At 66.9% G+C, this 24,263-nt stretch carries 19 protein-coding genes; 10 read left to right on the top strand and 9 right to left on the bottom strand.

The annotated features are described in order from the left end of the window. Nucleotides 1-44 precede the first annotated feature (44 nt). From nosR to FHR94_RS07690, 7 genes are all read left to right on the top strand, one after another. Nucleotides 45-2,186, top strand: a complete 2,142-nt coding sequence (gene nosR / locus FHR94_RS07720; protein ID WP_183325060.1) for a transcriptional regulator NosR — start codon at nt 45-47, stop codon at nt 2,184-2,186. Nucleotides 2,187-2,188: 2 nt separating this feature from the next. Continuing rightward, on the top strand, nt 2,189-4,063 hold the full coding sequence (gene nosZ / locus FHR94_RS07715; protein ID WP_183325059.1) for a TAT-dependent nitrous-oxide reductase: 1,875 nt from the start codon (nt 2,189-2,191) through the stop codon (nt 4,061-4,063). Between the two features lie 47 nt (nt 4,064-4,110). Beyond that, nucleotides 4,111-5,442, top strand: a complete 1,332-nt coding sequence (locus FHR94_RS07710) for a nitrous oxide reductase family maturation protein NosD (protein ID WP_246389866.1) — start codon at nt 4,111-4,113, stop codon at nt 5,440-5,442. Then, nucleotides 5,439-6,374, top strand: coding sequence for an ABC transporter ATP-binding protein (locus FHR94_RS07705; RefSeq protein WP_183325058.1), 936 nt, complete (start codon nt 5,439-5,441; stop codon nt 6,372-6,374). Before FHR94_RS07710 ends, FHR94_RS07705 begins: the two co-directional genes overlap by 4 nt. Continuing rightward, complete coding sequence (locus FHR94_RS07700; protein ID WP_183325057.1) at nt 6,371-7,195, top strand: ABC transporter permease; 825 nt, start codon at nt 6,371-6,373, stop codon at nt 7,193-7,195. Before FHR94_RS07705 ends, FHR94_RS07700 begins: the two co-directional genes overlap by 4 nt. Before the next feature lie 20 nt (nt 7,196-7,215). Next, the gene (locus FHR94_RS07695; protein ID WP_183325056.1) at nt 7,216-7,800 is read left to right on the top strand and encodes a nitrous oxide reductase accessory protein NosL; all 585 of its coding nucleotides are present in this window, start codon (nt 7,216-7,218) and stop codon (nt 7,798-7,800) included. 70 nt (nt 7,801-7,870) lie between these two features. Next, on the top strand, nt 7,871-8,479 hold the full coding sequence (locus FHR94_RS07690) for a hypothetical protein (RefSeq protein WP_246389865.1): 609 nt from the start codon (nt 7,871-7,873) through the stop codon (nt 8,477-8,479). A gap of 89 nt (nt 8,480-8,568) precedes the next feature. On the opposite strand, the gene ahpF is transcribed toward FHR94_RS07690, so the two are convergent. From ahpF to FHR94_RS07660, 6 genes are all read right to left on the bottom strand, one after another. Continuing rightward, a complete protein-coding gene (gene ahpF / locus FHR94_RS07685; protein WP_183325055.1) occupies nt 8,569-10,125 on the bottom strand; it encodes an alkyl hydroperoxide reductase subunit F in 1,557 nt (518 codons plus the stop codon). A 171-nt stretch (nt 10,126-10,296) separates the two neighbouring features. Then, nucleotides 10,297-10,860, bottom strand: a complete 564-nt coding sequence (gene ahpC, locus FHR94_RS07680; protein ID WP_183325054.1) for an alkyl hydroperoxide reductase subunit C — start codon at nt 10,858-10,860, stop codon at nt 10,297-10,299. A 137-nt stretch (nt 10,861-10,997) separates the two neighbouring features. Beyond that, the gene (locus FHR94_RS07675; protein ID WP_183325053.1) at nt 10,998-11,390 is read right to left on the bottom strand and encodes a ribonucleotide reductase subunit alpha; all 393 of its coding nucleotides are present in this window, start codon (nt 11,388-11,390) and stop codon (nt 10,998-11,000) included. Nucleotides 11,391-11,484: 94 nt separating this feature from the next. Then, the gene (locus FHR94_RS19960) at nt 11,485-12,648 is read right to left on the bottom strand and encodes a diguanylate cyclase (protein WP_183325052.1); all 1,164 of its coding nucleotides are present in this window, start codon (nt 12,646-12,648) and stop codon (nt 11,485-11,487) included. Then, on the bottom strand, nt 12,645-13,163 hold the full coding sequence (locus FHR94_RS07665) for a molybdopterin-dependent oxidoreductase (protein WP_183325051.1): 519 nt from the start codon (nt 13,161-13,163) through the stop codon (nt 12,645-12,647). Before FHR94_RS07665 ends, FHR94_RS19960 begins: the two co-directional genes overlap by 4 nt. Before the next feature lie 265 nt (nt 13,164-13,428). Continuing rightward, the gene (locus tag FHR94_RS07660) at nt 13,429-15,549 is read right to left on the bottom strand and encodes an EAL domain-containing protein (protein ID WP_221188409.1); all 2,121 of its coding nucleotides are present in this window, start codon (nt 15,547-15,549) and stop codon (nt 13,429-13,431) included. 155 nt (nt 15,550-15,704) lie between these two features. Between FHR94_RS07660 and FHR94_RS07655 the strand changes: the two genes are divergently transcribed. The 3 genes from FHR94_RS07655 to FHR94_RS07645 all read left to right on the top strand — a co-directional run bounded on the left by FHR94_RS07655 (nt 15,705) and on the right by FHR94_RS07645 (nt 18,961). Continuing rightward, nucleotides 15,705-16,508 (top strand): EAL domain-containing protein, encoded by an 804-nt coding sequence (locus FHR94_RS07655; RefSeq protein ID WP_183325050.1) that lies wholly within the window; start codon nt 15,705-15,707, stop codon nt 16,506-16,508. Between the two features lie 111 nt (nt 16,509-16,619). Further along, nucleotides 16,620-18,083, top strand: a complete 1,464-nt coding sequence (locus FHR94_RS07650; protein ID WP_183325049.1) for a catalase — start codon at nt 16,620-16,622, stop codon at nt 18,081-18,083. A gap of 122 nt (nt 18,084-18,205) precedes the next feature. Beyond that, complete coding sequence (locus tag FHR94_RS07645) at nt 18,206-18,961, top strand: TIGR01458 family HAD-type hydrolase (protein ID WP_183325048.1); 756 nt, start codon at nt 18,206-18,208, stop codon at nt 18,959-18,961. A gap of 105 nt (nt 18,962-19,066) precedes the next feature. Here the strand turns inward: FHR94_RS07645 and FHR94_RS07640 are convergent, their stop codons facing one another. From FHR94_RS07640 to acuI, 3 genes are all read right to left on the bottom strand, one after another. Further along, nucleotides 19,067-20,368, bottom strand: a complete 1,302-nt coding sequence (locus FHR94_RS07640) for a phenylacetate--CoA ligase family protein (RefSeq protein ID WP_183325047.1) — start codon at nt 20,366-20,368, stop codon at nt 19,067-19,069. Nucleotides 20,369-20,471: 103 nt separating this feature from the next. Then, nucleotides 20,472-22,979: a PAS domain S-box protein gene (locus tag FHR94_RS07635; protein WP_183325046.1), complete on the bottom strand. Its 2,508-nt coding sequence runs from the start codon at nt 22,977-22,979 to the stop codon at nt 20,472-20,474. Between the two features lie 235 nt (nt 22,980-23,214). Beyond that, nucleotides 23,215-24,198, bottom strand: a complete 984-nt coding sequence (gene acuI / locus FHR94_RS07630) for an acrylyl-CoA reductase (NADPH) (RefSeq protein ID WP_183325045.1) — start codon at nt 24,196-24,198, stop codon at nt 23,215-23,217. Nucleotides 24,199-24,263: the final 65 nt, after the last annotated feature.

Genomic DNA, 24,263 nt, shown 5'->3' with positions numbered 1-24,263 from the left:
AGCCGACCCGTGCCGCCACATTTCTCGCGCCGAAGGGACCTCTCATGTCGTTACTCCGTTCCCTGCCGGCCGGCCCGCTGAGCCGCCTGCTGCTCCTGTTGCTGCTCCTCTTGCCGGCCCTGCCCCTGCACGCCCTGGAACTGGCACAGGTCCACGAGGGCTTCCCCGACGCCGACCGGCTGGAGGCCATCGATAGCGAATGGCCAGTCAGTGGGGTCTATGCCGGTGATGAGCTGCTTGGCTACGCCTTTGAGACCGTCGACGTCGCCCCCATTCCGGCCTACTCCGGCAAACCGGTCAACCTGCTGGTGGGGATCGACCCCGGCGGTCGACTGACCATGGCCAAGGTGCTCGACCACACCGAGCCGATCATGCTGGTGGGGATTCCCGACCAGAAGCTGCAGGACTTCGCCGGCGCCCACGTCCCCCACCATGTCAACGACACGCCCAAGATCGGCGACAACCTCGATGCCATCTCCGGCGCGACGGTGACGGTGATCGTCGTCAACGACACTATCATGCGCGCGGCACGCCGGGTTGCCGCCGGCCTGGGCATCATCGAGGATCCGACGGCCAACCCCGCGGCCACCGTCAAGCCTGATGTCTTCCACGAGGCCGACTGGGACGAGCTCACCGGCGACGGCACCATCCGCCGCCTACACCTGACCCATGGCGAGGTCGACGCGGCCTTCGTCGGCACGCCCGCCGAGGACTACCTGCACACCCCGCAGCCGGCCGACCGAACCTTCATCGAGCTCTTCTACACCTACCTGAACCCGCCCACCGCCGGCCGCAACCTGCTGGGCGACACCGGTTACGAACAGCTGATGGCCGACCTCGACGACGGCGAGCACGCCATCGCCGTGATGGGGCGCGGCGACTACTCCTTCAAGGGCTCGGGCTACGTGCGCGGCGGCATCTTCGACCGCCTCGAGCTCTCCCAGGGCAACACCAGCGTCAGCTTCCACGATCGCGACCATAGCCGCCTGGGCGGCCTGGCCATCGAGGGGGCGCCCGCCTTCGATGAGCGCGACATCTTCATCGTTCGCGAGGACACCGCCTTCGATGCCGGCCAGCCCTGGCAGCTGGAACTGCTGGTGCGCCGCGCTTCGGGGCCGCTGGATACCGAGTTCAGCCGCTTCAGCGCCGACTACCGCGTTCCCGAGGCTTACATCGAGCGCCCCGAGCCACCGGTGGAGGAGCCTATCTGGGTGCAGGTATGGCGCGACAAAGCCTTCCAGATCGGCGTGCTCGCCGCCGGCCTGCTGGTGTTGACGGGGATCATGCTGTTCCAGGACGTGCTGGCGCGTCACCCGAGGATCCTGCGCCCGCTGCGCCTGGGCTTTTTGGTCTACACCCTGGTCTTCATCGGCTGGTACGCCCTGGCCCAGCTCTCGGTGGTCAATATCCTGACCTTCACTAACTCGCTGATCACCGGCTTCAGCTGGTCGTCGTTTCTGATCGACCCAATGATGTTCATCCTCTGGTCCTTCGTGGCGGTGACCCTGCTGCTATGGGGCCGCGGGGTCTTCTGCGGCTGGCTGTGCCCCTTCGGCGCTCTCCAGGACCTGGTCAACAAAGCCGCCCGCAGGCTCGGCGTGAAGCAGATCGAGGTGCCCTTCGGCCTGCACGAGCGCCTCTGGGCCATCAAGTACATCATCCTGCTGGGACTATTTGCCGTCTCGCTGCATTCCCTGGGCAGCGCCGAACGCTACGCCGAGGTGGAACCCTTCAAGACCGCCATCACCCTGCGCTTCCAGCGCGAGTGGGGCTTTCTGCTCTATGCCCTCGGCCTGGTGGCAATCTCAGCCTTCAACCACAAGTTCTACTGCCGCTACGTCTGCCCGCTGGGCGCCGGCCTGGCGATCCCCGCCCGCCTGCGCCTGTTCGACTGGCTCAAGCGCCATCGTGGCAGCTGCGGTACCCCCTGCCAGATCTGCGCCAACGAATGCGAAGTGGCCGCCATCCATCCCGATGGCCGCATCAATGCCAACGAGTGCCACTACTGTCTCGACTGCCAGATCACCTACCACGACGACCAGCGCTGCCCGCCGATGATCAAGCGTCGCAAGCGCTACGAGAAGGCGGCCCGCCTGACCGGCCAGGCGGCTGGCACCGAGACATTCGACCCCGGCCAGGCCGGAAAGCCCAAGCTGCAGCGAATCCCGACCCACCAGGAGGATTGAAAATGAGTGACAAGAAGAAAGCGATCGAGAACCTCGGCCGCCGCCACTTCCTGCGCAACAGCGCCGTGACCGGGGTCGCCGGTGCCGGCCTGGCCGGTGGCTTCGGCGCCGGGGCGCTGATGAGCAGCCGCGAAGCCCACGCCGCCGAGAACGGCATCGAAATCGCCCCCGGCGAGCTCGACGAGTACTACGGCTTCTGGAGCGGCGGCCACCAAGGGGAGGTGCGGGTGTTGGGCATCCCCTCCATGCGCGAGCTGATGCGCATCCCGGTATTCAACATCGACAGCGCCACCGGCTGGGGCATCACCAACGAGTCGAAGCATATCATGGGCGACTCGGCGCGCTTCCTCAACGGCGACTGCCACCACCCGCACATCTCCATGACCGACGGCCGCTACGACGGCAAGTACCTGTTCATCAACGATAAGGCCAACACCCGGGTAGCGCGCATCCGTCTCGACATCATGAAGACGGACAAGATCACTACCATCCCCAACGTCCAGGCCATCCACGGCCTGCGCCTGCAGAAGGTGCCGCACACCAAGTACGTCTTCGCCAACGCCGAACTACCGATCCCTCAGCTCAACGACGGCCGCGACCTCGACAATCCCGACGCCTACTACACCATGTTCAACGCCGTGGATGCGGAGAGCATGGAGGTCGCCTGGCAGGTGATTGTCGACGGCAACCTCGACAACACCGATGCGGATTACACAGGGCGCTTCGTGGCCTCCACCTGCTACAACTCCGAGAAGGGCATGACCCTGGCCGACACCATGCGGGCCGAACGCGACTGGGTGGTGGTGTTCGACGTCGAGGCCATCGAGGCCGCTGTAAAGGCCGGCGAGCATGAGACCCTGGGCGACAGTGAGGTGCCAGTGCTCGATGGCCGCAAGGGATCCAAGCTGACCCGCTACATCCCGGTGCCCAAGAATCCCCACGGCCTCAACACCTCGCCGGACGGCCAGTACTTCATCGCCAACGGCAAGCTCTCGCCGACCTGTTCGGTGATCGCCATCGACAAGCTCCCCGAGCTGTTCGATGATGCCATCGCGCCCCGCGACACCGTGGTCGCCGAGCCCGAGCTGGGCTTGGGGCCGCTGCACACCACCTATGACGGCCGCGGCAACGCCTATACCACCCTGTTCATCGACAGCCAGGTGGCCAAGTGGAACATCGCCGACGCCATCCGCGCCTACAACGGCGAGGAGGTGAATTACCTGCGCCAGAAGCTCGACGTCCACTACCAGCCCGGCCACAACCATGCCAGCCTGACCGAGTCCCGCGACGCCGACGGCAAGTGGCTGGTGGTGCTCTCCAAGTTCTCCAAGGACCGCTTCCTGCCGGTGGGCCCGCTGCACCCGGAGAACGACCAGCTGATCGACATCTCCGGCGAGGAGATGAAGCTGGTCCACGACGGCCCCACCTTCGCCGAGCCCCACGACTGCATCCTGTTGCGTGCCGACCAGCTCAACCCGAGCCGGGTCTGGTCCCGCGACGATCCCTTCTTCGCCGAGACGCGTGCCATGGCCGAAGCCGACGGCATCACCCTGGAGCGTGACAACAAGGTCGTGCGCGATGGCAACCAGGTGCGGGTCTACATGACCTCCATCGCCCCCCAGTTCGGCCTGACCGAGTTCACGGTCAAGCAGGGTGACGAGGTGACCGTGGTGATCACCAACCTCGACCAGGTGGAGGACCTGACCCACGGCTTCGTGATGGTCAATCATGGCGCTTCCATGGAGATCAGCCCGCAGCAGACCTCCAGCGTCACCTTCGTGGCCGACAAGCCCGGGGTGTACTGGTACTACTGCTCCTGGTTCTGCCATGCCATGCACATGGAGATGACCGGCCGCATGCTGGTCGAGAAGGCCTGAGCCACGACGGGGCCGGGAAGACCCGGCCCCGTGCCACGGGAGCAACGATGACCCGACTCTTTTCCCATGCCGCCGTGGTCCTGCTGCTGACGGCGGCCTGCCTGCTGGGCGTCGCGCCGGCGGCCCTGGCGACTACCTGGATGGCCAGCCCCGGCGAGCCGCTGCAGCCGCTGATCGAGCAGGCCGGCGACGGCGATCGTCTGATGCTGCCCGAGGGGCGCTATCCCGGGCCGTTGACCATCGACCGCCCCCTCACCCTCTCGGGCGAGCCGGGCGCGGTGATCGATGGCGGCGGTCACGGCCACGCCGTGGTGCTCGAGGCCCCCGGCATCGTGCTGGAGGGCCTCACCATCGAGAACTGGGGCGCCGACCTCACCGCCATGGATGCCGGTATCTTCGTGGCCGAGAGCGCCACCGGCAGCGTGATCCGCGACTCGCGCCTAGAGGGCCCCGGCTTCGGCATCTGGCTCGACGCCGTGAGTGAGGTGGAAGTGCTGGACAACGTCATCCGCGGCGACGCCGACCTGCGCTCCCAGGATCGCGGCAACGGCGTGCACCTGTTCAACGTCCGCGACGTCACGGTGGCGGGCAACGACATCCGCCACACCCGCGACGGCATCTATATCGATACCAGCCGCGACAGCCTGCTGCGCGGCAACCATATGCAGGACCTGCGCTACGGGGTGCACTACATGTATGCCCACGACAACCGCCTGGAGGGGAACACCACCCGGAATACCCGCACCGGTTATGCGCTGATGCAGTCCAAGCGGCTCACGGTGATCGGCAACCGCTCGGATGACGACCGCAACTACGGCATTTTGATGAACAACATCACCCACTCGACGCTGCGCGGCAACCGGGTCAGCGGTATCCAACAGCGTCGAGGGGCGGACGGCGAGGCACTGATCAGCGGCGGCGAGGGCAAGGCGCTGTTCGTCTACAACGCCCAGTACAACCGCTTCGAGAGTAATCGCTTCGCCGCCAGCGACATCGGCATCCACCTCACCGCCGGCTCCGAGGACAATGCGGTGATCGGCAACGCCTTCGTCGACAATCGCCAGCAGGTGATGTACGTGGCCACCCGGCCGCAGGAGTGGTCGGAGGCGGGCCGTGGCAACTACTGGAGCGACTACCTGGGCTGGGACCTGGACGGCGATGGCATCGGCGACACCCCCTTCGAGCCCAACGATGCCATGGACCTCCTGCTGTGGCGCTACCCGGCGGCCCGGCTGCTGATGGACAGCCCCGCGGTGCTGGCCCTGCGCTGGGTACAGCGCCAATTCCCAGTGTTCCGCCCCGAGGGCGTCAAGGACAGCCATCCACTGATGAATGAACCCGACTTGAATGAACCCGACTGGGGAGGCGCCGACGCATGACCGCGGTGATCGACTTCCAGGGCGTGACCAAGCGCCACGGCCCCTTGACCCGCCTCGACGCCCTCGACCTGACGGTGAACCAGGGTGAGGTGCTGGCCCTTCTTGGCCACAACGGCGCCGGCAAGACCACTACCATGCACCTGATCCTCGGCCTGATCTCGCCGAGCGCCGGACGCGTCACGGTGCTCGGCGGGGCCCCCGACGGGGTCCATGCCGCGACGCTGCGCCGCCGCCTGGGCTATCTGCCCGAGAACGTTAGCTTCTATGACCAGCTCAGCGGCCGTGAGGTACTCGACTACCTGGCCCGCCTCAAGCGGGGCAACCGCCGTCAGGTGGATGAGCTACTGGAGCGGGTCGGCCTGGGCGACGCCGCCCAGCGGCGGGTGAAGACCTACTCCAAGGGCATGCGCCAGCGCCTGGGCTTGGCCCAGGCGCTGCTCGGCGAGCCGCAGCTGCTGCTGCTCGACGAGCCCACCACCGGCCTCGACCCCGCCGCCACCCGCGACTTCTACGATACGGTGAAGGCGCTGCGTGAGCGGGGCTGCACGGTGCTGCTGTCCTCCCACGTGCTGCCGGGAGTGGAGCCCTACATCGACCGTGCGCTGATCCTCGGCGGAGGGCGCCGCCTGGCGCTGGGCAGCCTCGACACCCTGCGACACGAGGCGCGCCTGCCACTGACCATCCGCGCCCGGGGCCGCCTGGTGGGGCAGGACTGGCGTCACGGCTGGGAGGACCCACGCATCGAGGCCCGCCCCCTCAACGGCCACGAGCTGACGCTTTCGGTACCCGCCGAGGCCAAGCTGGCCGTATTGCGTCGCCTGGCCGACAGCCCCGGGGTGGAGGACATCGACCTGCAGCCGCCGACCCTCGAGCACCTCTACACCCATTTCTCCGCCCGGCATGCCGCCGGCGAGCGAGGAGACGCGCCATGACCGCCATCCCGACCATCGCCGCCAAGGAGTTCCGCGACGGCCTGCGCAACCGTTGGGTGCTGGCCATCACCGTGATGCTGGCCTGCCTGGCCGTGGGCATCGCCTGGTTCGGTGCCGCCGCCAGCGGCGGCCTGGGCTTCACGTCGCTGGCCACCACCCTGGCCAGCCTGTCGACCCTGGCGGTATTCCTGATCCCGCTGATCGCCCTGCTGCTGGCCTATGATGCCGTGGTCGGCGAACGGGAAGCCGGCACCCTGCTGCTGCTGATGACCTATCCGCTGAGCCGCACTGAACTGCTGCTGGGCAAGTTCCTGGGCCATGGCCTGATCCTGGGCGTGGCCACGGCAGTGGGCTTCGCCGTCGCCGGGGCGGTGATCGCCCTGGCCGCCGAGGGTGTGGCGCTCCCCGAGCTGGCCATCGGCATGGGGCGGCTGATCGTCAGCAGCGTGCTGCTGGGCTGGGTGTTTATCGCCTTCGCCTACCTGATCAGCGCCGGGGTCACCGAGAAGGCCCGGGCCGCCGGCCTGGCGCTGGTGGTGTGGTTTCTGTTCGTGCTGGTCTTCGACCTGGCGCTGCTGGCGCTACTGGTCAGCGTCGAGCGGGGCGGCGACTGGCTGCCCTGGCTGCTGTTGCTCAACCCCACCGAGTGCTTCCGGCTGATCAACCTGGCCGGCCTCGAGGCGACACGCAGCGACGCCGGCCTGGCCGCCATCGCCCAGGGAAGCGCCTTCCGCCCCGCCGTCTTGCTGCCGGTTCTGCTGGCCTGGATCCTTGTGCCCCTGATCCTGGCCATCCTGCGTTTTCGTCACCAACCGGCCTAATGACCACCGACGGAGTCCCCATGTCACCACGCATGCTTCCCCTCATCGCCCTGTTGCTGGGGCTGACCCTGCTCGCGAGTTGCAGCAACGACGCCGACACTACTTCCCTGGCAGCGGCACAGCCCATCGAGGCAGGCGACAGTTGCCATGTCTGCGGCATGGTGATCGAACGCTTCCCCGGCCCCAAGGGCGAGGCCTTCTTGGAAGGCCAGACGACACCGCGCAAGTTCTGCTCCACCCTGGAACTCTTCACCTTCCTCAAGCAGCCCGAGAACGCGACCCAGCTCTCTCACGCCTATGTGCATGACATCGGGGTGACCACCTGGGACACTCCAGCGGACGAGGCCTTCATTCGTGCCGACCAAGCTTGGTACGTGGCCGGCCATGACCGGCGCGGCGCTATGGGCCACACCCTGGCGTCGTTTGCCGAGCGCCCCGACGCCGAGGCCTTCCGCGAGGCCCACGGCGGCGAGGTGATCGCCTACGCCGACATCGACCTGGCCCTGCTGGGCCGACTGGGACGTGGCGAGTTGGACGGCGACATGCAAGGCATGGGACAGAGGGATGGCCACATGCACCAGGCCAGGACGGACGGTCGGGAGTGACCGACGGCGGGACAGCCTCGCCGTCGCATGCTAGCCTCGGGCGCATCCGCTACCCGAGCCCACTATCGTCATGCGTTCGTTCCCCCTTCCCGCTCGTAGTCTTGCGCGGCGTGTCCGCCCGGCCTTGCTGATCCTCGGCCTGTGGCTGGCCGGGCCGGCGATGGCCACCCAGTACAACCTCGATGCCGTCGAGCGCCACGGCGACTGGCACTCGCTGACGCTGAGCCTTGGCGAGGAGCGCCATGTCCGCGCCCTGGAACAGCACAGCTATCGCGATACCGTGCTCAGCGTCAACGCCAGCCCCGGGGCCTGCGACCGGCCCTGGCTCGAGGTGCGGGTGGAGCTTGATGCCTACCAGCCCCGAAGCGGCGTGGTAAACCGGGTACCGGTCGATCTGCTGGTCGACCAGGGCCGGGGCCAGCGCGGTCAGGGCGAGTTCATCACCGGGCGCGGCGACAGCGGCTTCTACGTGCGCCTGTCGCTGCCGGATACCGCCCGGCTGCTCGAGGAGATGGCCGGCGGCGAAACCCTGCGCCTGCGCATCCACCGCGCCGAGGCCGACTACTGGTTCTTGGTCTTCAGCCTCGCGGGCGCCGGCGAGGCACTGGCCCGCACTCGGGCCCTGTGTGAACGCGCGAGCCAGGCCTCAGGGCAAGACGCGCCGACACGCCTGCGCTGACGGCCCACAGGCCAGCGCCCCCGCCGGTCGAACCGGTGGGGGCGCTGGAGGGGGTGCCCGTGGACGTCGAGGACGCCCGGAGCGATCAATCAGCTGCGGATCAGGTAATCGAAAGCCCCCAGAGCCGCCCTCGAGCCCTCGCCCAGGGCGATGACGATCTGCTTGTAGGGCACGGTGGTCACGTCGCCGGCGGCGAAGATGCCGGGGATCGAGGTCATGCCGCGCGCGTCGACGATGATCTCGCCGCGCTCGGAGAGCTCGATGGGCGACTCCTGCAGCCATTCGGTGTTGGGCACCAGGCCGATCTGCACGAAGATACCCTCCAGGTCGAGCGTCTTGAGCTCGCCGCTGGCGCGCTCCTCATAGGTCAGGCCGGTGACGCGCTTGCCGTCGCCGTTCACTTCGGTGGTCCGCGCGCCCTTGATGACCTCGACATTGGGCAGGCTGGCGAGCTTTTTCTGCAGCACGTCGTCGGCGCGCAGCTCGTCCATGAACTCGATCAGGGTGACCTCGGCCACCAGGCCGGCCAGGTCGATGGCCGCCTCGACACCCGAGTTGCCGCCGCCGATCACCGCCACCCGCTTGCCCTTGAACAAGGGGCCGTCGCAGTGGGGGCAGTAGGCCACGCCCTTGTTGCGGTACTCGGCCTCGCCGGGTACGCCCATCTCGCGCCAGCGGGCGCCGGTGGCCAGCACCAGGGTCTTCGCCTTGAGACTGGCGCCGGACGCGAACTGCACCTCGTGCTCACCGCCGGGCTGGGGGGACGGCACCAGCTTGACCGCCCGCTGCAGGTTCATGATGTCGACCTCGTACTCCTTGACGTGCTCCTCCAGCGCCGCGGCCAGCTTGGGGCCCTCGGTGTGAGGCACGGAGATGAGGTTCTCGATCCCCATGGTGTCGAGGACCTGGCCGCCGAAGCGCTCCGCCGCCACGCCGGTGCGGATGCCCTTGCGGGCGGCATAGACGGCCGCGGCGGCGCCGGCCGGGCCCCCACCGATCATCAGGGTGTCGAACGGCGCCTTGTCGTTGAGCTTGGCGGCTTCGCGCTTGGCGGCCCCGGTGTCCACCTTGGCCAGGATCTGCTCGAGGCTCATGCGGCCCTGGTCGAAGGGCTCGCCGTTGAGGTAGATGCTCGGCACCGACATCACCTCACGGGCCTCGACCTCGTCCTTGAACAGCGCGCCGTCGATGGCCACGTGGTGGACGTTGGGGTTGAGGATCGCCATCAGGTTCAGCGCCTGGACCACATCCGGGCAATTCTGGCAGGACAGCGAGAAGTAGGTCTCGAAGTTAAGCTCACCCTCGAGGCCCTTGATCTGTTCGATCACCTCGTCCGAGGTCTTGGGCGGATGCCCCCCGACCTGCAGCAGGGCCAGCACCAGCGAGGTGAACTCGTGGCCCATGGGGATGCCGGCGAACACCACGCCGGTCTGCTCGCCGGGACGGTTGATGGCGAAGGAGGGCTTGCGCGGGGCATCGCCATCGGTCTTCAGGGTGATTTTGTCGGTCAGGCCGACGATGTCGCGGAGCAGCCCATGGAGCTCCTTGGACTTGTCGCCGTCATCGAGGGACGCGACGATCTCGAACGGCTGAGTGACCTTCTGCAGATAGGCTTTAAGCTGGCTTTTCAGAGTCTCGTCCAACATGACAGCGGCATTCCTTCATGTTCGGGTTACGAATGCGGAGACATGAGGAAGCCTCGCGAGCACCATCGGTGTGTCGCTGTCGCTCATGTTTCCTGAAACAAGGCCCGGGCGGGAGATGCCCGGGCAGGGACGGGCGAGGCCGAGGCAGGCCTCGCCGGCAGGGCAGATCGCTTAGATCTTGCCGACCAGGTCCAGAGAGGGAGAGAGGGTCTCTTCGCCTTCTTCCCACTTGGCCGGGCAAACTTCGTTCGGGTTGGCGCGCACGTGCTGGGCGGCCTTGACCTTGCGCAGCAGCTCCTCGGCGTTACGGCCGATGTTGCCGGCGTTCAGCTCGATGATCTGGATCTTGCCGTCGGGGTCGACCACGAAGGTGCCGCGCTCGGCGATGCCGGCATCTTCGATCAGCACTTCGAAGTTACGCGAGATGGCATGAGTCGGGTCGGCCAGCATCGGGTACTGCAGCTTGTTGATGGTCTCGGAGCTGTCGTGCCACGCCTTGTGGGTGAAGTGGGTGTCGGTGGAGACACCGTAGATCTCGACGCCCAGCGCCTTGAACGCCTCATAGTTGTCCTGCAGGTCGCCCAGCTCGGTGGGGCAGACGAAGGTGAAGTCGGCCGGATAGAAGAAGAAGACGCTCCACTGACCCTTGAGGTTCTCCTCGGACACGTCGACGAACTCGCCGTTATGGTAGGCAGTGGCTTTGAACGGCTTGACTTCGGTGTTCAGCAGTGACATCAGGTAATGGCTCCTTGATGTGGGTGGATGTGTTCCGAATACGGGGCACATGGTATCCCGGAATGCGGGATAGGCTAAATTGAATGGTGCCATGGGCATGATAATTCAACCCTATGGCGATGACCGGCGCAATCTGGTCAGCCGATGCTGACTGCCTCGCCCTGGCGGTCGAAGGCCAGAAAGGATTCGATGTTGCCCATCTTCAGCGACTCCACCATGCGGTTCAGGTGGTGCTCGGCCTGTGCCTCGGCCCCCTCCCCGGCCAGGGCGGCCACGAAGACGATGTCCCAGTCGATGCCGGTCGCGCGCGACTCCTCCACCAGGGCCGCCATGTCGGTCAGCGCCTCCGGGGCCTTGTCGACACACAGCACCGGGGTCAGCACCCCACCCTCACCCTGCTCGAAGCGGTGACGCTGCGCCTCGCTGGGATGATCCGGCAGCTCGGCATGAGTGAAGACGAACAGCAGGTGCTGGGGATCGGGCTGTCGACGCGCCTCGTCGAGCAGGTCGCTGAAGCGGGAAATGGCCACGGCACTCCTCCGAGTCATGAATGATAGCGTGAGCGGCAGCGTAACGGGCCGTCCCCGTGACGGGAAGGGCAATCCGCGGCCGACACGACCCGCGTCAACTTTTGGCGGCTTGACTCAGGCGCGGAGTCGACGCGGCCTCTATCCGATCCCGCCCCCGGGCCTTGGCATGATAGAGCCCCTGGTCCGCCCGGCGATAGAGACCATCGAACCCCTCGTCGTCCCAGGCCTCGGCGACACCGATACTGACCGTGAGCCGATGCCCGGCCGCCTGGCCCGACAGCCTCATGGCCCGGGTCGCGAGACGAATCCGCTCGGCCAGGAGACGGCCTGCCTCGAGATCGCTCTCTGGCATCAGGATGGCGAACTCCTCGCCACCCATGCGCGCGACGATATCGCCTCGGCGCACCTGGTGCTGCAGGGTGGCGGCGAAGCTGGCCAGCACCCCATCGCCGACGGGATGGCCGTAGGCGTCGTTGATGGTCTTGAAGTGGTCCAGGTCGAGCAGGATCAAGCCGAGCGGCGAGGGGTGACGCTGGCGGCGCGCGAAGGCTTCCTCGGCCGCCTCTTGCAGCCGACGGCGGTTGGCCAGACCGGTCAGCGCGTCGACCCGGCTTTGGTGGCGCATCGCCTCGCGCTGTTGATGGAGGCGCAGCAGCATCAGCATCACCGCCCCCACGGCGAATACCAGCAGCGCCAGCAGCATTCCCACGGCCAGGGTCAGTCGCTCCATCAGCCGACGCTGGTCGGCCGAGGCCTGGTGGAGCCGCTCGTTGAGCTCGCTGTAGGCCCAGGCCAGGTCCGACTCGACCGCCAGACCCTGAGCCAGCAGGGCCTCGGTGCTTCGCGCCTCGGGCGCATTCTGTCCCCATCGGGCCACGGTGGCCTCCAGGACCGGCAAGCGGTCCGCCGCACGCTCCAGTTCCTCGAGCAGCGACGCGTAATCCTCGGCGGCCAGATCGCTGCGGTGCAGCTGCCGTCGCAGGCTCTCGATCCGCCGGGGGATGCGCCACAGCAGCGCCTCGAGCCGCTCAAGGGGAGGCGGGGCCGCGCCATCGACCAGGGACTCCAGGGCCTGACGAAGCTGTACGGGATCCTGTTGCGCCCGCACCACGTCAGTCACCATGGCCGTGTAGTCGGCCCCCACGTGCTGGCGTGCCTGGGCGACGTAGTAGAGGAGCGCCAGGGTACACACCGTAACGATCACGCCGAAAGCCAGCTGCAGGCGGCGTTGCAGGTGCCGGCTCGACGCTGCGTTCACCGGCTGCGGATCTCCCGGATCGCCCAGATCCAGCGGGTCATCGGCGCCAGTCCCGCCAGCACGGCCTCGGCGTCTTCGGGAACCACCAGCATCAGCGGGCCCAGCCGATCAGGGTCCAGCGGCTGGCCCGCCAGGCGAGTCACCAGCAGGTAGGCCTTCTCGCGGCGCTGTGCCGGGGTGAGGAAGGTCGTGTAGCCATCATGGGCGACGAAGCGCACGCGTCGGGCCTTGGCCAGCCCATGGGCCGCCAGGAAGTCATCCAGCCAGACGCCGGAGAACCGACCCTGAAGCCCCTCGGGATGGCGTATCTGCACATGCTGAAGACCGCCGCGCTCGATCGCGTCAAGCGAGAGTGGCTGGCGCTCGAGACCTTTCCACAGGGTCAGGACCGGAGACGCGGCGCCGGCTTCGGCCAGAGGCTGACCGACCAGGACCAGCAGAAGAAGCAGGCGCCAGCCGGCGGGGCGCGTCCATGGCCAGGCCAACTGCGTCACAATGGCAGGGGCGAACATCATGACAGGAGCCCTCCCGAAACCAGGGACGAGGACGGTATGCCATCACGGTGGCATGACAGTTACCGGATGAAAGGGTTACTCAATGTATCTTACTGTATCACAGTATTGTCGCCATGCCGCCCGCTGTCGAGCATCGCGAGACACGAGGAAAAAACCCCGGCCGAAGCCGGGGCGATGTCGCCGGAGAGGGGCGTCTCGACATGGCGACACCGCGACGAAGCATAGCGCGATGCCCAGCGCCTGTCATCGCCAGCATCAGGGGTTGTCACGCCTTTAGCTGGGACAGGTAATCCCTAGCAAAGGTAGCGGCATCCACCGGACGACCGGTGAGGAAGCCCTGGATCAGATTGACGTGATAGCGGGAGAGCGCCTGGCGCTGCGCCTCGGTTTCCACCCCTTCGGCCACGACCCGAAGGCCGAGCTCCTTGGCCAGGCCGGTCACCGCGGCGACGATGGCCGCACTGCCGCGATTCTCGCCCAGCCCCTGGATGAAGCTGCGGTCGATCTTGAGGGTCGTCACCGGCAGTTCCTGCAGGTAGCTCAGCGAGGAGTAGCCGGTACCGAAGTCGTCGATGGCCAGCCGGCAGCCCAGTGACCGCAGTGCCTCGAGGGTGCCCACCGCCTGCTGGTGCTTATCGAGCAGGATGCTCTCGGTGAGCTCGAAGCCGATCTGCCCGGGTGGCAGGTCATATTCCCGATAGAGCGCCTTGACCCGATCCACCAGGTCGCCCTGCCAGAACTGGCGTGCCGAGAGGTTGATGGCGATAGGCGGCGGCGTGAGCCCTGCTGTCCGCCAGTCGCGCAGCTGAGCGGCCACCAGCTGCATCAGCCGTTCGCCCAGCGGCAAGATCAGTCCCGAGCGCTCGGCCAGGGGGATGAAGTCACCGGGCGAGACGGGCCCGAACTCGAAAGGGTGCCAGCGCAGCAACGCCTCGGCCCCCTGGAGCGTACCGCTATCACGATCGAACAGCGGCTGATAGTGCACCGCCAGCCCTTCGCCGGTCTCGGCGGTGTTGCGCAGGGCGGTCTCCAGCGCCAGGCGGCGATGGTCCTGGCGATGCATCTCGGCGCGGAACAGCCGGTAGGTGTTGCGCCCTTCCTGCTTGGCGCGATACATGGCGGCATCGGCATGGCGCACCAGGGTCTCCACGCCGTCACCGTCGTCCGGATAGACGCTGATGCCCAGGCTGCAGCCGACCCGGAAGAGATGCCCGCCCACCTCGAAGGGCGCACTCACCGACTCGATCAGACGCCGCGCCACCCGGGTGGCCTCGTCGATCTCGATCAGTTCGTTGACCAGCACGATGAACTTATCGCCGCCTAGCCGTGCCAGGGTGTCGTCCTCGCGCAGCTGACCGCGCAGCCGACGGGAAACCTTGAGCAGCAGGTCATCACCCAGCGCATGGCCCAGGGAGTCGTTGACCTGCTTAAAGTGGTCCAGGTCGAGGAAGATCACCGCCAGGCGCCGGTGCTGTCGACGGGCGTGTCGGATCGCCAGGGCCAGGCGATCCTCCAGCAGGCGGCGGTTGGGCAGCCGGGTCAGGGGGTCATAGTAGGCCAGACGGCGGACCTGCTCCTCGTTCTCGCGAATATGGGTGATGTCGGTGAACAAAGCCGCGTAGTTGGTTACCTCGCCCTGACCGTTGCGGATGGTGGTAATGGTCAGAAGCTCCAGGTAGAGCTGGCCGTCCTTGCGCCGATTCCAGATCTCGCCGCGCCAGTGGCTCTGCTGCTGAAGGGCGCGCCACATGGCGCGATAGAAGGCCGCGCCGTGGCGACCGGAGGAGAGCATCGCCGGGGTGCGGCCCACTACCTCCTCCTGGCGATAGCCGGTCATGTGGGTGAAGGCCGGGTTGACGAACTCGATGCGTGTCTCGGCATCGGTGATGATAATGCCCTCCAGGGAGGCGTCGATCACTCGTTCGACCAGTTGCAGGTGGCGACGCGACTGGTCCAGCGCCTGGTCGCGCTGCGCCAGGGCCTCACACAGGTCATTGAGGTAGCGGTACCCGGCGCTGGCAAGCAGGTCATGGAAGCCCACCAGGCCGACCACCTCGCCTGCGTCGTTCACCACCAGGAAGTGGTGGCCCCCTTCGCTGTCGAGGTGCTGGGTCACCTCGCCCATCGTCGTGGCCTGATGCAGGGTGCCGACCGGCTGGCGCATCACCCGCTCGATGGGTATCTGCAGGGAAGCGGGATCGTTGACGTCGACGCACAGGCTATCGTGCTCCGTCCAGATGCCCAGCACCCGTCCGTCCTCCATGACCAGCATCGCCCTGCCGTGCTGCTCGGCCATCCGGACGGCGGCCTCGCTCAAGGGGGTGTCGCGCCGGCAGGTGAGCAAGCCGGTCTGCATGATGCGTTCGACGGGGAAGTCTGGCGTCATGGGATCTCTTCAATGTCGTCGTTGATGCCTATAAGGAGCAATGGGGCACGGCGCCGCCTGCCGATCTTGACGGCAAGCATGAGAAATGTCATCGGTTATACTGAGATCTAACTCTGAAGAGTACAGGTAATGCTTCGATCAACAAGGACCCCAGCATGAGCCACTGCGCGCGGATGGAGGGCCACTGCGGACGCTGTGAGGGCGTGCTGCCCTTCGCGTTCACCATGGCCTTCCAGCCCATCGTCGATGTGGCCCTAGCCCGTGTCACCAGCTTTGAAGCGCTGGTCCGAGGGCCAGACGGTGAGCCGGCCGGGAGCGTGCTCTCTCGGGTGACCGACGATCTGCTGTACCGCTTCGACCAGGCCTGCCGCGTGCGCGCCATCGAACTGGCGGCCCGGCTGGGCATGCAGGAGCGCCTATCGATCAACTTCCTGCCCAACGCGGTCTACGCGCCGGCGGCATGCATCCAGGCAACCCTCGAGGTCTCGCAGCGGGTCGGCTGGCCCACCGAACGCATCGTCTTCGAGTTCACCGAGACCGAACGTGTCACCGACCAGGCCCACCTCAAGCACATCATCGACAGCTACCACAGCATGGGGTTCGCCACCGCCCTGGACGACTTCGGCAACGGTTACGCCAACCTGGACCTGCTGACCGACCTGCACCCCGACACGCTCAAGATCGATCGCGCACTGGTGATGGGCTGCGATGCTCACCCCCGTCGCCAGGCGCTGTTGCGGGCCGTGAAAGGACTCGCTGACGAGCTCGGGATAGAGGTGATCGCAGAAGGCGTGGAAACCCGCGCGGAGGCTCTGTGGCTGGCTTGTCACGGCATCACGCGTCAGCAGGGCTACTATCACGCCCGCCCCAGCATCGAGTCACTGGGGCACGATCTCGGCCCCTCCCTGCGCGAGCTGCGCCAGGCGTCGGGACTGAGCCGGCCGTCTTCACCGGGCTGAGGCACGACAGGAGAAGGTCGGCGACGTTGGACAACCTGTGACCGGGGAAACTATACCTCCTCTGATAAAGGCACGAACGGTGCCTCGCAGTCCACCCGAGGAGGTACGACAGTGACGAGCGACAACCGCAAACCCACGACGACCGATGCCGGGATTCCCGTTTCCAGCGACGAGCACTCGCTCACCGTGGGGCCCAACGGCCCGATCCTGCTCCACGATCACTACCTGATCGAGCAGATGGCAAACTTCAATCGGGAACGGATTCCCGAGCGTCAGCCGCACGCCAAGGGGGGCGGCGCCTTCGGCCACTTCGAGGTCACCCAGGATGTCAGCCAGTACACCCGGGCGGCGGTGTTCCAGCCGGGCACCAAGACCGACACCGTGATCCGCTTCTCCACCGTCGCCGGCGAACGCGGCAGCCCCGATACCTGGCGGGACCCGCGCGGCTTTGCCCTCAAGTTCTACACCAGCGAGGGCAACTACGACATGGTGGGGAACAATACCCCAGTGTTCTTCGTCCGCGACCCGCTGAAGTTCCAGCACTTTATCCGCTCACAGAAGCGCCGGGCGGATTCGGGACTGCGTGACCACGACATGCAGTGGGACTTCTGGACGCTGTCTCCGGAATCGGCCCACCAGGTGACCTGGCTGATGGGGGATCGGGGCATCCCCAAGACCTGGCGCAACATGAACGGCTACACCAGCCATACCTACATGTGGGTGAACGCCCAAGGCGAGAAGTTCTGGGTCAAGTACCACTTCAAGACCGACCAGGGCATCGAATGCCTCACCCAGGAGGAGGCCGATCGGATCGCCGGCGAGGATGCCGACTACCACCGGCGCGATCTGTTTCAGGCGATCGAGCGCGGCGATTATCCCAGTTGGACGCTCAAGGTCCAGGTCATGCCGTTCGCAGAAGCGGATGACTACCGCTTCAATCCCTTCGACCTGACCAAGATCTGGCCTCATGACGACTATCCGCTGCACGAGGTCGGGCGACTGACCCTGAATCGCAATCCGACCGACTTCCATACCGAGATCGAGCAGGCGGCCTTCGAGCCCAACAACCTCGTGCCGGGGATCGGTATCAGCCCGGACAAGATGCTGATCGCCCGCGTGTTTTCGTATGCCGACGCCCATCGGGCTCGCATGGGGGTGAACTACAAGCAGATCCCGGTCAACGCGCCCAAAAGCCCGGTGCACAACTACAGCAAGGACGGCGTGATGCGCGTGCAGAACGCTACCGACCCGGTCTATGCCCCCAACTCCAAGGGCGGCCCGCAGGCCGATGGAGAACGCTACCCGGAGATGGCCACCTGGTCGACGGAAGGCGACTTCGTGCGTGCCCCTTATACCCCGCACCGGGACGATGACGACTTCATCCAGCCCAATACCCTGGTCAACAAGGTGATGGACGATGCCCAGCGTGACCGGCTGGTGTCCAATGTCGTCGGCCATCTCCTGGATGGCGTCTCCGAGCCCGTGCTGGAGCGCGCCTTCGAGTACTGGCGCAATATCGACAAGACCATCGGGGAGCGTATCGCCAAGGGGGTCAAGGAAGGCAAGGGCGGCTGAGCTGCGCTGCGCGGCCTTGTCCCCCACGGCGGCGCGGCGCGGGCATTTCCTTCCAGCAGGGGGCCTTCCCCTGCCGAAACCAGGCGTGTGCTTGGGTTCACCTGTCAACGCAAGGAGACCCGGTGCCTAGAGCCATACTGCTCGACATCAGCGGCGTACTGCATGAGGACGGCGAGCCCCTCGACGGCGCGGTGGCGGCCGTGGAGCGCCTCCAGGACGCCGGCCTGGTGCTGCGCTTTGTGACCAACACCTCGCGCCGGACCGGTGACGCGGTGCATGACAGCCTGACGCGCCTGGGATTTTCCCTGTCGCGGGACCAGGTATTCACCGCCCCCGGTGCGATCCGACAGCACCTGCTCCGCGAGCGGCTGCGGCCTTACCTGCTGATCCATCGCGATCTGGAGCCGGAGTTTGCCGACCTGGACGACCACGCCCCCGATGCCGTCGTTCTCGGTGACGCCGAGGAGCGACTGGACTATCACCACCTTGACGCCGCCTTCCAGCTGCTCCAGCAGGGCGCCCCCTTGCTCACCGTGGGCACCAACCGCTGCTTCAGGCAGCAGGGCACCCTGCACCTGGATGTCGGGCCCTTCGTGCGCGCCCTGGAGTATGCCGCCGAGTTGCAGGCGACCGTCTTCGGCAAGCCCTCGGGAGACTTCTTCCGAGCGGTGCTTGATGACGCCGGCGTGAAACCGGAGGAGGCGTTGATGGTCGGCGACGATGTCGAGTGCGATGTCGTGGCGGCGCTGGACGCTGGCCTGACGGCCTGCCTGGTGCGCTCAGGCAAGTACCGCTCGGGGGATGAAGACAAGGCCCGGGGCGCCAGGGTCGAACCCGACCTGGCATCGCTGGTCGATCACCTGTTATCCCGTCAATGATCCGAGGAGCAGCGCTACAAGCTGCCCGCCGGCGCCCTGATCCGCGACTCCTCCTCACCCCTTCACCGAGCGCCTGGCCAACCTGCTGCGGATGTGGGCCGACATCTAGCCGGACTTCCAGCGATTGACGACCCGCTTGCGCTTCCCGGAGGCGAGCAGCGGAATCTCGTCGACATATTCCACGCGGAACCGGGCATCCCGGCCCAGGTAGGCTCGACACTCCTCGAGGAGCTGACTCTCCCGCGCGAAAGGCCCCGCCATGTTGAGCCTGAAAGCATAGTCTCTCGGGCCCTCCTGGATCACCTGGTACTGTCGGATCTCGGTGTACTGTCCCATGTTGCGGTACACCACATGGGAGGAAATGAGGTCACCCGAGGTATTGTACAGGGCGTCCATCCGGCGGCCTTCCACCGTCTCCAGGTAAGGGTTGCCGAAGGGGTCGGTCTCGCCCGACAGGGCCCCCACATCTCCCGTGTCATAGCGGATCAGGGGCATCGCCAGGTTGAACAGATCGGTAACCACGATGCGTCCCCTCTCTTCCCGTGCCGCCGGCCTGTCCGACTCCATCGCCAGGATCTCGACCACATAGCTGGCCCGGTTCACCAGGTACCGCTCGCCGCTCCCGGGCACCTGCTGGGCCAGGATGCCCATCTCGAGGTTGGAGTAGCGCGAATGAACCGGTACGCCGAGATAGTGCGCCAAGCGCTCCCTCACATAGGGCGTCGGCGACTCCGACATGGTGATGATGGACGCCACCTCGGTGTCCAGGCGCCGCCGGCCGGTATGGTCGAGAAACTGGCAGAGCTGTTCCAGGGCCGAGACATAGCCCAGCAGGCTGTGGGGGCCGCGCCCCGTCTCGAGCGAGGCAACCAGGCCGGCGAGCTGCGCCTCGCCCAGCCGGGTGACATCGACGGGGACGACATTCTGCAGCCAGTGCTGCACGGGGAGGTGCCGCCGGCACTGCGGCCATACCTTGAGGTACAGCAGCCGCTGCCCGAGGCGATAGCCGGCCTGACCGGCGAAGAACAGGGTATCGGCCGTGTTGCGACATCGCTTGTCCGGGCTGTGGTAGACCTTGAACGGGGTGCCGGTGGACCCACTGGTCACCACGGACGTCAGCCGGGTCTTGTCGAAGCAGCGGGAGAGGAACCGGTCGTGGTGGTCGCGGATGACATTCTTGTCGACGACCGGGAAGGTCGACAGCTCGGCCGCCCCCGCGCGGTCGGCATAGAACGCCGTCGTCTCCGCAGCATGCTGCAGCAACGCCGCCAGGCGGCGCTCGATCCTGGCCTGCGCGTCGCCAGTGGTGCCAAGCACCGCCGCAAGCTCATCGAGATGCCCCTCGACCCGCGCCCCCTTCGCCCTGTCGACGAGCCAGAAGGCCTGCTCCCTCGCTCTCGTGAACATCGCATGTCCTCGCCGGCGCCACGGTGACCCTCATGGCTGAACCGCACCCTGTTCGGACACAAGCGTAGACGCCGCACGCCGGCCGGTCGATGCGACCAGGGGATCACCGGCAGCCCCACCGATTGCGTCCGCCGCGCTTGGCCGCGTAGAGGGCATCGTCGGCGCGTTCGAGGGCACTTTCCGGCGTGTCATGGGGCCGCATGGCGGCAACCCCGAGGCTGAGGGTGATCCTCAGCACCTCCCCCCCATGGTCGACCCGCATGGCCTCGATGGCGGCCCTCAGGCGCTCGGCGAAGGCGCCGCCTCCGACGACATCGGCCTCCGGCAGCAGCACGGCGAACTCCTCTCCCCCCAGCCGTCCCAGCAGGTCGGTGGCCCGCAGCAGTCCCTGACAGGTGTCGACCAGCTGTTTGAGCACCCGGTCACCGGCCGCATGCCCCCAGCGATCGTTGATCCGCTTGAAGTAGTCGACATCGAACATCACCAGCGCCGCCGAGTGACCATGCCGGGCCTGGCGGTGCAGCTCGTTGTCGAGGCGCTCGAGAAAATGCCGACGATTGGGCGCCCCGGTGAGACCATCGGTGGTCGAGAGGCGCTCGAGCTCGGCCTGGGCCTGACGCCGCTCGGTGATGTCCTGAAAGACCACGACACAGCCGCTCACCCGGCCTCCCTCCCGTATCGGGGAGGCTACCAGTTCGACGGCGAAGCCACTGCCATCGCGGCGCCAGAACCACTCGTCCAGGGCGCGCCGGGAGTTCCCCTGGCGCATGGCCTGCATCGTCGGGCATTCGGCGGACGCGTAAGGAGAGCCATCGCGGTGGTGATGGTGGAACAGGGCATGGGCCAAGCGACCGCGCACCTCACTCAGGCGCCAGCCCAGCATGCGGCTGGCGGCCCGGTTCATGAAGCTGATGTGGCCTGCCTCGTCGAGGCCGTAGATTCCCTCTCCGGCCGCCTCGAGGATCTGCTCCTGACGCTGGGCGAGCCGTTTGAGGGCCTGTTCGGCCTGGCGTCGCTCGGTGACCTCGCGGGACAGGGTCTGCAGGGCGATAACCCGGCCCCGGCGGCTGCGCACCGGCATGGTGGTGGTATGCAACCACACATAATGCCCCTCGCGGTGGCCACAGCGGTACTCGATCCCGATCCCGGTATTCGGCTCGCCTGTCCGCGCCTCGAGATACGCCCATGCCCGGAGGCGCTCACGGTCGTCGGGGTGCACGATGTCATACGCCGAACGTCCCAGCAGCTCGTCTCGGTCATAGCCGAGGAGCCGGGTCACCGAGGGGCTGACGAAACGCAGGATAGCCGCCGGGTTGGGCGAGAGCAGACAGACCAGGTCGCTGATATTCTCGGTGATGCGACGATAGCGCCGCTCGCTGGCTTCGAGCTCGAGGTGGACCCGCTTGCGCTCGGTGATGTCGGCGATGAAGCCATGCCAGAGCACGGCACCGCCGGGCAGGCGTTCGGGCGTCGCCAACCCCGACACCCAGAGCTCATGGCCACGGGGATGGCAGACCCGATACTCGCAGTGCCAGCGCTCCAGGGTCTCGGCGGAGTGTCGGATGGCCTCGGTGACCCGCGCCCGGTCGTCCGGGTGCACCACCTCGAGAGCCGGCGCGTGGCTCTCGCGCAGCGCCTCGGGGGTGGCGCCGTAGAGCTCGAGGCTGCGCCGGCTGGCATAGGGAAACCAGGCATGTCCGTCGGGGTCGATCTGATACTGGTAGACGAAGCCCGGCAACTGCTCGCCGAGCTTCTCCAGGCGCTGATTGAGGGACTGAGCTTCGGTAATATCCAGCAGCGCACCGACGATCTTTTCCGGTCGCCCCTCGGCATCACGCAGCAGGCGCATCTCGCTTTGTACCCAGAGGTAGTGGCCGGCCTGGTGGCGTACGCGGTAGCGCAGCTGGATGCTGCCGCCCTCGTCGAGCAACCGGGCCACCTGACGCGTGGTCTCCTCCTGGTCTTTAGGATGCACCACCTGCCGGCGCCAGCGTTCGTTTCCCAGCAGTTCCTCACGCCGATAGCCCAGTACGCGCTCCAGGCTGGGGCTGATGTAGGTGGGTATCCGTGCCGAGGTGGGCTCGCAGGTGAAGATCACCACCGGGCTGGTCTGCAGCAACTGGTCCAGGTCATCCCGCGATGCCCGCAGCGCGTGCTGGCTGGCCTGGAGCATGGCGATATCCTCCCCGGCCTGCACCAGTGCCGCTTTCCCGCGCTGGAACGCCTCCTGATGGTCGGTGACATCTCGGGCGACCCCGTACAGGCGGCGGGGCTGGCCCTGCTCATCGGGCATCAGCCAGGCCATGTCGTGCAGCCAGACCACTTGCCCGTCGGGACGCAGTATCCGGTAGCGACGCTCGACCTTGCCGAGCCGCATCAGCCGGTCGTGGCTCTGCGCCACGGCGCCCTGGTCTTCCGGATGCACCACCTCGAGCCATAGCCGGGGATTGGCGTGGAAGGCCTCGATGTTCCGGCCGAAGATGCGCTCCGCCGCGGGGTTGAGGTACTCCAGTGAGCGGTCGTGGGCATTCACCGACCAGACCACGTCACCCATTTGCTCGACCAGGTGCGACAGCAGCATGGGGGGTGGCGGGACAAATCGCTCGGGCATGGCATGATCCGGGCAGCTGATGACGGGAAAAGCGTCATCTTAGCGCATCTCGCCGGCTCGGTAGGCCCCGGTATCGGCTGCCTGCAGGAGTTCGAGTCCAAGGGGACGGGAAAGCGTCGACGACCTTCAGCGGCAGCTCGAAGGCCTCCTCGCCTAACCCCCGTACACACGCCGCCGGGGCACGACGGCGTCGTGCCCCGGCGGGGGGCTGGCCGCGGGGTCACGGCCTCACGAGTCAGCGCGACATATCGACCACGACGCGCCCGCGGACCCGACCGGCCAGCAGCTCGCCGGCCGTGTCGATGGCCTCCTCCAGGCCAATCGTGCGGGTGATGGCATCGAGCTGCTCGGGGGCCAGCAGCTCGCCGAGCCGGCGCCAGGCCTCGACGCGATCCGCATAGGGCCGCATCACGCTGTCGATGCCCGCCAGGGTCACACCCCTGAGGATGAAGGGGGCGACGCTGGCCGGCAGGTCCATGCCCTGGGCCAGGCCACAGGCCGCGACGGTGCCACCGTAGCGGGTCCCGGCCAGGACGTTGGCCAGGGTGTGGCTGCCCACCGAGTCGATGGCCCCCGCCCAGCGTTCCTTGGCCAGGGGGCGGCCCGGTTCGGACAGCTCCGCCCGGTCGATCACCTCCTCGGCCCCGAGCCCCTTGAGGTAGTCCGCTTCCTGCAGGCGTCCGGTGGAGGCCACGACCCGATAGCCCAGCTTCGCGAGCAGCGCGATGGCATAGCTGCCCACACCCCCGTTGGCCCCGGTCACCAGCACCTCTCCCTGCGCCGGGGTAACGCCCTGCTTCTCCAGCGCCATGACCGAGAGCATGGCGGTGTAGCCGGCCGTGCCGATGGCCATGGCCTGGCGGGCCGTGAAAGCCGAGGGCTGAGGAATCAGCCAGCGACTGTCCAGCCGCGCCTTCTCGGCCAGCCCACCCCAGTGCGTTTCGCCGACGCCCCAGCCGTTGAGCAGCACGGCATCGCCCGGCCGATAGGCCTCGGCCGTCGAGCTCTCGACCGTCCCCGCCAGGTCGATCCCCGGGACCATGGGGAACTTCCTCACCACCGGCCCCTTGCCGGTGATGGCCAGGGCATCCTTGTAGTTGAGCGTGCTGCAGTCGACCCGCACGGTGACATCGCCGTCCGGCAGGCGCGACTCGTCCAGCGAGGCGATCTCCACCTGCTGACCCTCGTCGTTCTTGTCAATCAGAATGACCTTGAACATCGTGCACCTCTCTTGTAAAGCGCTTATAGACCGGTCGTCTATTGAATGGCATGAAACGGCGCCCG

Source organism: Halomonas cerina, from assembly GCF_014192215.1.
GTDB classification, from domain to species: Bacteria; Pseudomonadota; Gammaproteobacteria; order Pseudomonadales; family Halomonadaceae; genus Halomonas; species Halomonas cerina.
Note: the sequence above shows the minus strand (reverse complement) of the source record. Positions and strands in the feature narration are given on the sequence as shown.

What these genes read in the sequence shown, in the direction of transcription:
- nosR (WP_183325060.1), top strand. Translation starts at nt 45, where the DNA reads ATGTCGTTACTCCGTTCCCTGCCGGCCGGCCCGCTGAGCCGCCTGCTG.
- nosZ (WP_183325059.1), top strand. Translation starts at nt 2,189, where the DNA reads ATGAGTGACAAGAAGAAAGCGATCGAGAACCTCGGCCGCCGCCACTTC.
- FHR94_RS07710 (WP_246389866.1), top strand. Translation starts at nt 4,111, where the DNA reads ATGACCCGACTCTTTTCCCATGCCGCCGTGGTCCTGCTGCTGACGGCG.
- FHR94_RS07705 (WP_183325058.1), top strand. Translation starts at nt 5,439, where the DNA reads ATGACCGCGGTGATCGACTTCCAGGGCGTGACCAAGCGCCACGGCCCC.
- FHR94_RS07700 (WP_183325057.1), top strand. Translation starts at nt 6,371, where the DNA reads ATGACCGCCATCCCGACCATCGCCGCCAAGGAGTTCCGCGACGGCCTG.
- FHR94_RS07695 (WP_183325056.1), top strand. Translation starts at nt 7,216, where the DNA reads ATGTCACCACGCATGCTTCCCCTCATCGCCCTGTTGCTGGGGCTGACC.
- FHR94_RS07690 (WP_246389865.1), top strand. Translation starts at nt 7,871, where the DNA reads ATGCGTTCGTTCCCCCTTCCCGCTCGTAGTCTTGCGCGGCGTGTCCGC.
- ahpF (WP_183325055.1), bottom strand. Translation starts at nt 10,125, where the DNA reads ATGTTGGACGAGACTCTGAAAAGCCAGCTTAAAGCCTATCTGCAGAAG.
- ahpC (WP_183325054.1), bottom strand. Translation starts at nt 10,860, where the DNA reads ATGTCACTGCTGAACACCGAAGTCAAGCCGTTCAAAGCCACTGCCTAC.
- FHR94_RS07665 (WP_183325051.1), bottom strand. Translation starts at nt 13,163, where the DNA reads ATGATGTTCGCCCCTGCCATTGTGACGCAGTTGGCCTGGCCATGGACG.
- FHR94_RS07660 (WP_221188409.1), bottom strand. Translation starts at nt 15,549, where the DNA reads ATGACGCCAGACTTCCCCGTCGAACGCATCATGCAGACCGGCTTGCTC.
- FHR94_RS07655 (WP_183325050.1), top strand. Translation starts at nt 15,705, where the DNA reads ATGAGCCACTGCGCGCGGATGGAGGGCCACTGCGGACGCTGTGAGGGC.
- FHR94_RS07640 (WP_183325047.1), bottom strand. Translation starts at nt 20,368, where the DNA reads ATGTTCACGAGAGCGAGGGAGCAGGCCTTCTGGCTCGTCGACAGGGCG.
- FHR94_RS07635 (WP_183325046.1), bottom strand. Translation starts at nt 22,979, where the DNA reads ATGCCCGAGCGATTTGTCCCGCCACCCCCCATGCTGCTGTCGCACCTG.
- acuI (WP_183325045.1), bottom strand. Translation starts at nt 24,198, where the DNA reads ATGTTCAAGGTCATTCTGATTGACAAGAACGACGAGGGTCAGCAGGTG.